This is a genomic window from Sphingobacterium sp. SGR-19 (genome assembly GCF_011043555.1).
Lineage (GTDB): Bacteria > Bacteroidota > Bacteroidia > Sphingobacteriales > Sphingobacteriaceae > Sphingobacterium.
In genome coordinates this window covers 344,910-357,002 of record NZ_JAAKGS010000004.1, presented here as the reverse complement: position 1 = coordinate 357,002, position 12,093 = coordinate 344,910, and the positions used below count along the sequence as shown (strand labels likewise).

Below are 12,093 nucleotides of genomic sequence, written 5' to 3'. Positions count from 1 at the left end.
AGCCTTGAACCTTGGTTTGAAGCCCGCTGGTTTTGAGGAGACCGTAGTTTCTATCGGATGTGGAGATAATTCTTCCAGTATCTCAGCAGAAATAGATTGATCTTTGACCGCGATTTCCTCTTCCTCCATCAAGGCGTACTGCTTTCTCAGTTTATTAAACCAAAATTTCTTGGTGTGATCAAAGCTTTTCTCACCCATTTGAGCATAATGCTGGCTAAACTCATCGTATAGCAGACGATTATCGTCCCGCAATTGTGACAAGTCTATTTTCTTTTTAGCAAAAAACTCCTCAAATGTCATATCAATACCTCTCTACTCCATATTATGATAGACCGCTTGTACATCGTCATCTTCCTCGATCTTATCGATTAGCTTGAGTACATCGGCAGCTTGTTCTTCATCTAAGGCAGTATGAGATAAGGCGATACGTTCCAATTTGGCAGATTTCACTTCGATTCCTTTTTCTTCTAAAAGGCTTTGCATATTTCCAAAGTCCTCAAAGGAAGTTTGGACGACAACAATATCATTACCTTCTTCATCCGCTTCTACATATAACTCTTCCAATCCACCGTCAATAAGTTCCAGTTCCAATTCTTCCACATCAAGGTCTTCTGCAGCCTCGAAACGAAATATCGATTTCCGCTGAAAGATAAAGTCCAGTGAGCCTGTTTTACCCAATGAGCCACCTGATTTGGTGAAGTAACTTCTGATATTCGCAACCGTACGGTTGGTATTGTCGGTTGCTGTTTCTATCAAAACCGGTACGCCGTGGGGGCCATACCCTTCATATACATATTCTTCGTATCCTTTTGCGTCCTTTTCAGAAGCTCTTTTAATAGCTGCTTCAACGCGATCTTTCGGCATGTTAACCGCTTTCGCATTTTGGACAGCTGTACGCAAACGGGAGTTGTTTTCCGGGTGTGGGCCGCCCTCTTTTACCGCAATGGCTATTTCTTTCCCTAAACGTGTAAACTGTACGGCCATTTTGGCCCAACGTTTAAATTTTCTTTCTTTTCTAAATTCAAAGGCTCTGCCCATTTTTCTATACGTTTGTTTTGAGGTTCGCAATCATGTCTTCTGCTATCGACGCCAAATCAAACTTAGGTTCCCAGCCCCAATCTTTATTTGCATAAGCATCATCTATGCTTGCAGGCCAAGAGTCAGCAATTGCTTGACGTGGGTCGTAATCAACATAGGACATCTCAAAATTAGGAAGAATTTTTTTAATTTCTTCGGCAATCTGTGCAGGAGTGAAAGATACCCCCCCGAGATTATAACTTGAACGGATGGAGATTTGTCCTGCTGGAGCATCCATCAGTTCGATAGTTCCACGTACCGCATCGTCCATATAGAGCATCGGTAAGGCTGTGTCAGCAGAAAGAAAACAAGTATATTGACCGTGCTTTAAAGCTTCAATAAAAATATCGATAGCATAATCTGTTGTACCACCTCCCGGTGCGGTCTTCCAAGAAATAATTCCTGGATAGCGAATACTGCGAATGTCCAGATCATATTTATGATGGTAGTATTCACAAAGTCTCTCGCCCGCCAGCTTGCTTACGCCATAGATACTAACGGGATCCATTACACAATATTGATCTGTGTTTTGTTTCGGTGAATGAGGCCCAAAAACGGCGATGGAGCTCGGCCAAAAAATCTTCTTAATATCGAGTTCCAATGCCAGATCCAATACATTTAATAGACCATTTATGTTGAGGTCCCAAGCTTTTTGCGGGTACTTCTCACCGGTCGCAGAAAGCATGGCCGCGAGCAAATAAATCTGTGTCGGTTTATACTTTTCAAACAAGCTCTTTAACGCAGACTTGTCTAATACATTGATGATTTCAAAAATATCGTCCTCTTCCAATGTACTTGGTTCTCGAATGTCTGACGTGATGACGTTTTCGGCACCGAATTTATGACGAAGAGCCGATGCCAACTCTGATCCGATTTGGCCGTTCGCTCCGATCATTACTATACGCTCTTTCATTGTGGCAAAGTTAGCGCATTTTATAGGCAAAATAGAACAGCAATCGATTGCTTGATTTGCCGTTTTTTTACCGAAATACCCAAAATTATAAATCTGGAAATATTCACGGAAAAAAGTTACGTTGCGTGCAATAAATTGCGAAATATATTTTTATTTTCTTACTTTTGGTATCTTAAATTTATTGTAATTTATTTAATATTTTAAACAAATAAAACAAATTCAATTATGAAAGTTGCAGTAGTAGGCGCAACGGGCCTTGTAGGGTCAGAGATTTTGACCGTTTTAGCGGAACGTAATTTCCCGGTAACAGAGTTGATTCCTGTAGCATCGGAGCGGAGCAAGGGTAAGGAAATCGATTTTAAGGGAAAGAAGTACAAGATCGTTACGCCCGCCGAAGCTATTGCACTTCGACCTGATGTAGCTTTGTTTTCTGCAGGAGGCGGCACGTCAACAGAATATGCGCCGCAATTCGCCGAAGCAGGGATTACAGTAGTCGATAATTCGTCAGCATGGCGTATGGATCCAACAAAAAAGTTGGTTGTTCCGGAGGTGAACGGCACAGTGCTATCCGCAGAGGATAAAATCATTGCGAACCCAAATTGTTCTACAATTCAAATGGTGGTTGTGCTCCAGCCGCTACATGCGAAGTATAAAATCAAACGCGTTGTCGTATCTACTTATCAGTCCGTTACCGGAACCGGCGTAAAAGCTGTTAATCAATTGATGGATGAGCGGGCAGGAAAAGATGGTGAAAAAGCGTATCCATATCAAATCGATTTAAACGTCATCCCTCATATTGATGTATTCCAAGACAACGGATATACAAAAGAGGAAATGAAAATGATTCAGGAAACGAATAAGATCATGGGTGACGATTCTATCCGCGTTACAGCAACAACGGTACGTATCCCGGTTATGGGAGGGCATTCAGAAGCTGTGAATATAGAATTTGAACATGATTTTGACTTGGCTGAAGTACGTCAATTGTTAGCCGAACAAGAGGGTGTTATAGTTGTTGACGATCCCGCGAATCTCCAATATCCTATGCCCAAAGATGCGCATGGTAAAGACGAGGTTTTGGTTGGACGTATCCGCCGTGATGAATCACAAGATAAAACATTAAATCTTTGGGTTGTAGCAGACAATCTTAGAAAAGGAGCAGCAACAAATGCAGTACAAATCGCAGAATTGCTTCATAAAAAAGGTTTGATTTAGCAACTTTTTTTAGAAAAAAGTTGCGCAAAAAAGCGCCACTTTAAAATTTTGAATTATGGGATAGTGCATTAATGATATTTCTACATATTCAAAATTTTACATGTAGCATTTAAGGTTAAGGAGGGGATAACACAATTGCATGATTCCCTCCTTAACTTTAATTGTCGCATCCAGATATTTGAGATCTTTAGAAACTCATTCTTCGTACGATCCACTATCTCAAATATCTGAAGCGACGAGTTTTTTTGCATACTTTTTTTGCGGAAAAAAAAGTATGAGCCAGTCGCGGCTTGAGCGACATGAAAAACCGTTTGGAATATGCTAAAAGAAGAACGACAAGCCTATATCATTCATCAGATAAACCTACATAACAAGGTATTATCATCTGACTTAAGTGTACAGCTGAATGTATCGGAAGATACTATACGACGCGATTTGAACGAGCTGGCTGAAAACGGGCAGGTTTTAAAAGTATACGGAGGAGCCTTATCCAAATCCTTTCAATTTCCTTTTCAGGAGGGGAACGTGTATGCTAAGGAGTCAAAAAAAGAGATTGCTCATAAAGCCATCGGATTGATACAAAGCGGAATGACTGTATTAGTAGGTGGCGGAACAACCATGATTGAATTGGCGCGATCAGTTCCTAACGATCTTCAATGCACATTCTTTACGATCAGCCCGCTCGTTGCACTGGAATTAGCAGAGAAGGACAACATTGATGTCATTCTTATTGGTGGAAAATTATCTCGGAACACAAATATTGTTTCGGGTGCACAGGTTATTAATGAACTCTCTGACTTACGGGTAGACCTCTGTTTACTTGGAACGAATAGTTTGTCGTTGGACGAAGGTATTACAGATTCAGACTGGGAAGTTGTTCAGATTAAACGGGCAATGATCAAATGTTCTAAGAACCTTGCTATCCTCAGTATTGCCGAGAAATTGAACTCCAATCAAAAGATGCGCGTTGCTCCGTTACGGGATGTCACTTACTTGGTTACAGACCTTGATCCTAAACACCCTAAATTAAGAGAATTTGCACATCAGATTGAAGTGAGATAGAGGCAACGCCTAGCCTGTATGGAGGCTACGACTGTGAGATGAAACAGAACGTTCAATATGAAGAATAACGAGATTCCTTTAAAACAGAAAACGATAAAGGGATTTCTATGGGGTGGTATAGCGAACGGTATTCAGCAGGTGTTCGCCTTATTGTTTGGGATTGTCCTAGGTCGTATCCTCATGCCGGAAGATATGGGGATCGTTGGCATCCTGACCATCTTTTCTGCAGTATCTGCCGCGTTCATGGAATCTGGCTTTGTCAGTGCATTGATCATCAAAAAAAACATCACACAGGACGACTATAATGCAGTGCATTGGCTCTGCATTGCTATTGGGGCAACGCTCTATCTTTTACTTTTCTTCGCCGCCCCGCTCATTGCTGATTTCTATGAAATCCCTATCCTAGCCACCGCGGCGCGCGTTTCATTCCTAAACTTTTTTATCAGTAGCTTCGGCATTGCACATAGCGCCTATCTGAACCGGAATCTGCTATTACGCGAACGGGCACTCTCCACAACCGCTGCGGTATTCATTAGTGGGATATGCGGCGTTACTACTGCTTTTTATGGATTAGGATATTGGTCATTGATTATCCAGAACTTAACCTATTGCATAGTGACAAGCTCGGGGTTCTTTTATTATTCCGGTTTCCGCCCTACGCTCCACTTTAATTTTAAACCTATTCAATCGATGTTTAGGTATAGCAGTAAGCTTTTACTCACTAATGTGTTCATCAACGTAAACAATAATTTCTTAACAAGTATCTTGGGTAAATTTTTCCCGACAGCCATCGTCGGGCAATTCAACCAGGCCAACAAATGGAACTTAATGGGGCAAACCTTCATTTTGAGCATAAACAACAGCTTGATACAGCCTTTGATGACGGAAATATCACAAAACGACGGAAGCCGGCAAGTGCGTGTGTTTCGCAAATTACTCTCTTTTGTTTCTTTTATTACCTTTCCGTTGATGTTTGGGTTATCATTCGTCTCAAACGAATTCATCATCATTCTTATCGGCCAAAAATGGTTGGTTGCAGCTGATTATCTTCGCATTGTCGCTTTTGGAGGTGCGTTCGCTGTAGCAAGCAATGTGTTTGCTAACTACAACCTTAGTCAAGGGCGATCGACAATATATATGTGGAATATCATTTGCTTCGGCCTGTTACAAATCGCGCTGTTTTTCTTATTGAAGAGCTATAGCATCATTTATCTACTCTATGCATACACCGGTCTCCAGATAATCTGGCTTAATACGTGGTATTATATCTGTAGACACAAATTGCAATATCACTATTATTTTTTATTTAAAGATGTTTATCTTTTTGCTGTGACAGCGACGTTAAGCCTATTTATAACAAATTTATGGGCTAGTCACATCGACCATATTTATCTTCGATTTGTAGCTAAGGCAGCAGGTTTGGTCAGTATTTACCTCTTTTTACTTTTTATTACTAAATCGGATATCTTATCGGAGGTGATCTCTTTCCTGAAAGAGAAAATTAGTAAGAAGGAAAAAAACACAAAATGATTATTTTTAATAACTTGATGGTCAACATAGCATAAAATGTAATCGAATATATAGATCAAATCTTATACAATGAACGATTTAGAAAAATATTTCTACAACAATAATGACAAGCTTATCCATAAATGGCTTCACTATTTTGACATATACGACCGACATTTTAGCCGTTATAGAAATAAAGAAATAACGATCGTCGAAATCGGCGTTTATCAGGGCGGAAGCCTACAGATGTGGAAGAATTATTTCGGAGAGAAAGCGAAAATCTATGGGATTGATATCAACCCTAACTGTAAGCATCTGGAAGAAGAAAACATCGAAATATTCATCGGTTCACAATCAGATAGAAATTTCCTAAGAAAAGTCAAACAAAAGATTCCACCGATCGATATCCTCATCGATGATGGTGGGCACACCATGCGCCAACAAATCATCACTTTTGAAGAGTTGTTCGGACACGTGAAGAAAAACGGAACTTATTTGTGCGAAGACCTGCACACCTCCTATGAGGTAGATTATGGGGGTGGACACAAACGCAACGGAACTTTCGTCGAATATAGCAAGAACTTTATAGATTATATCAATGCCTATCACTCCGAGCAAAGGGCATTAAAGGTCAGTGGATTTACGAGGTCCGTTGATTCGCTACATTATTACGATAGCATATTAGTCATCGAAAAAAAGGAAAGGGAAAAACCGACGGATATGAAAACCGGTAGACCGTCGATCGAGAATTATTTTGCAGGCCAAACAAGTTTAGATAAACTAAAATGGAAAATTAAAAAGCCTGTTTTAACGGTAATAAATAAATTGCTGCGTTCGTTGAGAATTAAAGGTTTTATTTGGAGATAAGAGTAACAACGTATGAAAAGTGTTCTAAGCATTATTGTTACTTATAATTTCGAACCTTGGCTGGACAAATGTTTATCCAGTCTTTTGCATTCATCTTATCCTACTGATATTATAGTTATAGATAATGCCTCTAAAGATAATACTGTCGGACTGATACGCCAAAACTATCCCCAGGTAATTCTCCTAGAAAACAAGATAAACCTGGGATTCGGTAAAGCTAATAATTTAGGATTCGAATATGCCCTCAACAGGGGCTATGACTTTGTTTTTTTGGTAAACCAAGATGCTTGGATACACCCCGACTGCTTAACGCATTTAATGACGAAATCTTATCCAAAAGAAATTGGTGTCATTTCGCCGCTACATTATGATGGAACCGAACAGGTGTTTGATAAAGGGTTTGCCGATTATGTAAAACAGCTTGATCTCAATCTTGATAATATTATCTGCTCTTTTGTTAATGCTGCCTTTTGGTTGATCCCCATAACCATAATAAAGCAAATAGGTGGTTTTTCTCCACTGTTCTACCATTATGGCGAGGATAGCGACTATGCACATCGTTTGCATTACCACGGTTATAATATAGCCATTAACCGTCACGCTATAGCTTATCACGATAGGCAGAACAGGATTATAGATAAGGCTGGCGAGTCTTTTTTTAAAAGTGAGTTCACCTATTTTCTGACGGAATATGCAAATATTAACTATAGCTTCCAGAAGGCCTTCCGTTACGCTGTCCTAGGCGCGATCAAAAAAGCCCTGCTTGCCATCCCAAAGGATTGGCAGGCATCCACGGCTTACTTTGGTGTGGCGTTAAGATTGGTAGAAAAAACAGGACTTGTAAGAAACGCTAGACGTGAAAACAAAAAACTCTATACATCCTACTGGCGTACGGAAAAATCGGCTAGAAATTAATAGATGAATGGCTAGATATTCAATTTGTTTCTAACAAAGCGGATTGCCCGGTTTATTATACTGCCCTTTCTATGTTTAAAATAGTGCTTCAAAGCCAAGTATCCATTCTTTGATTCCTCTACTTTGTTGGAAAAACAGGTAATTGGCTCGTTTCTGATCGTGGTTACGAACATCTTACTTATTTCGGAATGAATGCCAGACCCGTCATGCCCGATGTTTTCGATAAGCGATTGATTTGGAGACAGCGCCAATCCCCCTCGCAAGAAAACACTAGCATACCAACGAATGGCCCAGGAATCTATCTTCTTCTCTTTTTGCTGTTGTATTTGGCGCCAAAAATTCATGGTACCCTCAAAGGTGAAATCACTTATTTTTTTCTCGTCAAACTGCTGTATAATCGCCTCAATATCCTCCTGAAAACAATCCCACGCCCTCTCCCAGGTTGCCCATGCTTGGCTCGCTACGTATCGTGTAAAAAAAGTATCAGGCACGTTTGTTCGATCCAGTTCGTAAATAAAACCGCTAATATGCATAATTTTTTCCTCCTTCTGATACAAGGTTAAAGCGTCATTAAAATAGGCCAATGCGTGTTCTGAAAATAATACGTCGTCTTCTAATACGATTGCTTTCTTATGTTTTTTTATCACATTACTGACACCATCAATGACATTTGCAGCTAATCCTAAATTATGCATTCTTTCAACGACATGCACGTCTTTAAATTCCCAAGCCTCTCGTATTACCCTGCGAACCTCCTCTACCGCCGGTATGGCTCCTGCATCTTTCGCCCCATCAGAAAATATATAAAGTTCGCTATCCGCGGCAAGTCGGTTTTTTTCCAAGGCCTGAAGTGTCCGGCGCGTGTGGCTCGGGCGGCTATATACGAATAAGACAATAGGGCTTAACGAACTCATATATTCTAAAAGATCAAACACAAATGTAAACAAACTCACGCACTATACAATAGGCAGAAAAACTTCCTCCCCTATACGTAAGTTTCACCATATAAATAAATACTAGCACGGTTTTTGAATCATTCTTTGTTCCTTTGTAATGCATGCAAACACTGGCTCCTATCATATTATTTGTATACAACCGTCCTAAGCACGCTAGAAGGACGCTAGAAGCTTTGGAAAAGAACCTACTGGCCAAGGACTCGCTGTTATACATTATCTCGGATGCAGCAAAAAACGCGGATGCCGTGGAAAATGTCAACCAGGTACGTGCCCTTATCCGTGAGCCGTGGGATTTTAAACATATTACCATTATAGAGCGTCAGAAAAACTGGGGGCTTGCCGAAAACATAATTGATGGTGTCACTAAAATCATCAACGAGCACGGCAAGGCTATTATACTGGAAGATGATCTGGAAACCTCTCCCTACGCCCTAATGTATTTTAATGATTCTCTTCATCGCTATGAACATGTTGAACGGGTCATGGAAATCAGTGGCTATATGTACCCCGTGGAACATCCGAAACGATTACCCAAATCGTTCTTCTTCCGAGTAGCAAACAGCTGGGGCTGGGCAACCTGGAAAAGGGCATGGGATCATTTTAATCCGGATATCGATGCCCTGACAAAGCATTTCAAGCGAAAAGATATAAGGCGGTTCAACATGGAGGGGACAGAGAATTTCTGGAAGCAAGTTAAGGAATTTAAAGCTGGAAAGATCAACTCCTGGGCTATCCGCTGGTATCTTTCCGTCTTCAATCAAGATGGTCTAGTACTATATCCACGACAATCGATGATACAGAATATCGGAACGGACGGTTCGGGCACCCATTCAGCTATCGACGATGTTTACCGTGTGGCGCTGGCAACGCAAAAAATAAAGTACTTCCCCAACGAGATCAGTGAACATAAAAAGGCATATGAAGCTATAAAACACTTTTATGCACACAAAAAAGGAAATATCGCCGAACGCTTCATCCGGTTCCTGATTAAAAAGTTTGGGAGGAAATGATACAAAGTATGAATAAACTTTTACCTAAAGTTTCTATTATAACGGTTGTTTATAATAATGTTCGTGGTATTGAATATACCATCCGATCGGTCATGAAGCAAACCTATGCTGAACTGGAATATATTATCGTAGACGGCCTCTCTACCGATGGCACACTCGATGTAATAGACAGATACAGAGAAGAAATATCTATTCTCATTTCGGAAAAAGACGGCGGCATCTATGATGCCATGAATAAAGGGCTTGCCGCCGCCACTGGAGATTATGTTCTGTTCCTCAATTCAGGTGATGAATTATATGAAGATATGACACTGGAAAAAGTCTTTTCTTCGGCAGAAAACGCTGATATTTATTATGGAGAAACAAAACTGATAGACGAGGAGCGCAACATTATCGGTGATCGCCGCCATAAAACACCAAAGCGTTTCGACTGGAAATCATTTCGTTATGGCATGAATATCTGTCACCAAGCCATTTATGTAAAACGTAGTATTGCCGAACGTTATGACTTACAATATCAACTCAGCGCTGATATCGATTGGGTAATCCGTGCCGCTAAAAAGGCTAATAAAATAGTGAATGTCAATCAATATGTAGCTAAATACCTTGTGGGGGGCATGACCCAAAAACGCCACCGACAGAGTTTGAAAGAACGCTATGCGATTTTCAAAAAATATTACGGAACATTCACCAACATGGTTAATCATGGCGTTATCGCTGCTCGTCTTATATTACATCGATTAAAACATGGCAAAATTAGAGAATAGATAAGGATGAAAGACCAAGGAGCAAAGAACAAAGACGAAAACCTGTTGAAGCCGGAGATATTGATAGAACTGGCGAATACGAAGATGCCTTTTGGCAAATATCAAGGCTGGTTATTATGTAATCTGCCTGAACCTTATTTAAATTGGTTTCATCAAAAAGGATTTCCCAAAGGTAAGCTCGGGATGCAGCTGGCTACCCTTTATGAAATAAAGTTAAACGGTTTGGAGTATTTACTCAAACCGTTGGTTAAGAAATAAGAAGGTTTTCTTAAGCCACTTTTTTTAGAAAAAAGTGGCGCAAAAAATCGTCGCTTCAAATGTTTTACAATAGGGATAGTGCTAAGGACGAGATTGTGCAGTCGTAAAACATTTGGATGCGACAATTAAAGTTAAGGAGGGATGGTGCAATAGCGGATTAAAAGCGGTCAACCAAGGATAGCCATTAAGTGGAATAAAACGACCTTATATTGTTCTGCGGTCATTTTTATGAAGGCTATTCCGTTAAAATAAGCATACTGTTTGAGCGGTAGCGAGTTGTATGCTGTTTAGGAATAGAAGAGTAAAAATAGCAGAACAATATTCAGTCTTGACTTTTTGTCCCCTTTTTTGTCAAGAAAAAAGGGGAAGAAAGATGATTAAAGAAAACCTTCTTTTAATCTGCTATCACAGTAAAAGTGATCTCCGTCAATTTTTATCTGACATTTTTCCTTATTTTTGCAACCATAAATAATTTTTAAAACATTAAACGCCGTTTGCAGCGGTATCAATGAATATGGCAAAATATCAAACATTACTGTACTATTGTTACAGTCCAATCGAACATGCAGAACAATTTGCTGCGGAACATCTCGAATTTTGTAAATCACTTGGTCTCGTAGGACGCATTATTGTCGCCGATGAGGGTTTGAATGGTACCGTTTCCGGAACACCGCAAGCATGTCAAGCCTATATGGATGCAGTACATGCCGATGAACGGTTCCGTAAAACAGACTTTAAGATTGACGATGTAGATGAGCCATCTTTTATCAAGATGCACTGTCGATACAAACCCGAAATCGTGCACTCCGGTTTACGTAATCCAGCGATAATTAACCCCAATAAAGAAACGGGAAAACACTTGGAGCCAAAAGATTTTATGGAAATGAAGGATCAGGATGATGTCGTCATCTTGGACGTACGCTCCAATTACGAGCATGCTGTAGGTCGGTTCAAAAATGCCGTGACGTTGGATATAGAGAATTTCCGTGAATTTCCGGAAAAAATAAAAGAACTGGAACAATATAAAGACAAAAGGATACTGACCTACTGTACGGGCGGGATCAAATGTGAAAAAGCTTCTGCCCTATTACTAAAAGAAGGGTTTAGTGACGTTTACCAACTCCACGGAGGTATCATTAAATACGGCAAGGAAGTCGACGGCAAAGATTTCGAAGGCCAATGCTACGTATTTGATAACCGCGTTACCGTAGATGTCAATAAAGTAAACCCAACAGTTGTTTCCACCTGTAGAAATTGTGGAAAAATCACATCTAAGATGATAAACTGCGCTAATCCAGAATGTAACGAGCACTTCACACAATGCGATGAATGCGGTTGGAAGATGGACGGCTGTTGCACTCCAGCTTGTATGGAACATCCTCGCAAACGACCTTATGATGGTACCGGTTATTATGTAAAAGTACCACAGCCGGTCAACGAAGAAAAAATCAGCAAAAGAAAGCACAAGCGTTTTCCATCAAAGGAGAAAGAACCTCTTTTAGATAATCAGCAATAGCATTTTAAAATGTAACAATGGCAAACAA

13 protein-coding genes are annotated in these 12,093 nt (G+C 40.2%); 9 read left to right on the top strand and 4 right to left on the bottom strand.

The features are described 5' to 3' along the window. The 3 genes from G5B43_RS10800 to G5B43_RS10790 form a co-directional block, all read right to left on the bottom strand. On the bottom strand, positions 1 to 300 hold a 300-nt coding region (locus G5B43_RS10800; protein ID WP_165294740.1), incomplete at its 3' end, for a hypothetical protein. 12 nt (positions 301 to 312) lie between these two features. Further along, entirely contained in the window at positions 313 to 1,038 is a 726-nt protein-coding gene (locus G5B43_RS10795) for a YebC/PmpR family DNA-binding transcriptional regulator (protein ID WP_165294739.1), read from the bottom strand. A 4-nt stretch (positions 1,039 to 1,042) separates the two neighbouring features. Beyond that, complete coding sequence (locus tag G5B43_RS10790) at positions 1,043 to 1,990, bottom strand: NAD-dependent epimerase/dehydratase family protein (protein ID WP_165294738.1); 948 nt, start codon at positions 1,988 to 1,990, stop codon at positions 1,043 to 1,045. A gap of 225 nt (positions 1,991 to 2,215) precedes the next feature. Here G5B43_RS10790 and G5B43_RS10785 point away from each other — a divergent pair, with 225 nt between their 5' ends. The 5 genes from G5B43_RS10785 (at position 2,216) to G5B43_RS10765 (ending at position 7,558) form a co-directional block, all read left to right on the top strand. Continuing rightward, positions 2,216 to 3,205, top strand: coding sequence for an aspartate-semialdehyde dehydrogenase (locus G5B43_RS10785; protein WP_165294737.1), 990 nt, complete (start codon positions 2,216 to 2,218; stop codon positions 3,203 to 3,205). 318 nt (positions 3,206 to 3,523) lie between these two features. Continuing rightward, positions 3,524 to 4,267 carry a DeoR/GlpR family DNA-binding transcription regulator gene (locus G5B43_RS10780; RefSeq protein WP_130142032.1) on the top strand — a complete coding sequence of 248 codons (744 nt, stop codon included), beginning with the start codon at positions 3,524 to 3,526 and terminating at the stop codon, positions 4,265 to 4,267. Between the two features lie 57 nt (positions 4,268 to 4,324). After that, positions 4,325 to 5,797 carry a lipopolysaccharide biosynthesis protein gene (locus G5B43_RS10775; protein ID WP_165294736.1) on the top strand — a complete coding sequence of 491 codons (1,473 nt, stop codon included), beginning with the start codon at positions 4,325 to 4,327 and terminating at the stop codon, positions 5,795 to 5,797. A gap of 69 nt (positions 5,798 to 5,866) precedes the next feature. Further along, positions 5,867 to 6,643, top strand: coding sequence for a class I SAM-dependent methyltransferase (locus tag G5B43_RS10770; protein WP_206367321.1), 777 nt, complete (start codon positions 5,867 to 5,869; stop codon positions 6,641 to 6,643). 12 nt (positions 6,644 to 6,655) lie between these two features. Continuing rightward, entirely contained in the window at positions 6,656 to 7,558 is a 903-nt protein-coding gene (locus G5B43_RS10765; protein ID WP_165294735.1) for a glycosyltransferase family 2 protein, read from the top strand. Positions 7,559 to 7,569: 11 nt separating this feature from the next. Here the strand turns inward: G5B43_RS10765 and G5B43_RS10760 are convergent, their stop codons facing one another. Continuing rightward, entirely contained in the window at positions 7,570 to 8,472 is a 903-nt protein-coding gene (locus tag G5B43_RS10760) for a sugar transferase (protein WP_165294734.1), read from the bottom strand. A 143-nt stretch (positions 8,473 to 8,615) separates the two neighbouring features. On the opposite strand from G5B43_RS10760, the gene G5B43_RS10755 reads away from it, so the two are divergent. The 4 genes from G5B43_RS10755 (at position 8,616) to G5B43_RS10740 (ending at position 12,065) form a co-directional block, all read left to right on the top strand. Next, entirely contained in the window at positions 8,616 to 9,524 is a 909-nt protein-coding gene (locus G5B43_RS10755) for a glycosyltransferase (RefSeq protein ID WP_165294733.1), read from the top strand. A gap of 8 nt (positions 9,525 to 9,532) precedes the next feature. Next, entirely contained in the window at positions 9,533 to 10,291 is a 759-nt protein-coding gene (locus tag G5B43_RS10750; RefSeq protein ID WP_165294732.1) for a glycosyltransferase family 2 protein, read from the top strand. Positions 10,292 to 10,297: 6 nt separating this feature from the next. After that, the gene (locus G5B43_RS10745) at positions 10,298 to 10,549 is read left to right on the top strand and encodes a DUF3820 family protein (protein ID WP_206367320.1); all 252 of its coding nucleotides are present in this window, start codon (positions 10,298 to 10,300) and stop codon (positions 10,547 to 10,549) included. Positions 10,550 to 11,063: 514 nt separating this feature from the next. Further along, positions 11,064 to 12,065: a rhodanese-related sulfurtransferase gene (locus tag G5B43_RS10740; protein ID WP_165294731.1), complete on the top strand. Its 1,002-nt coding sequence runs from the start codon at positions 11,064 to 11,066 to the stop codon at positions 12,063 to 12,065. The last annotated feature ends 28 nt before the right edge of the window (positions 12,066 to 12,093 follow it).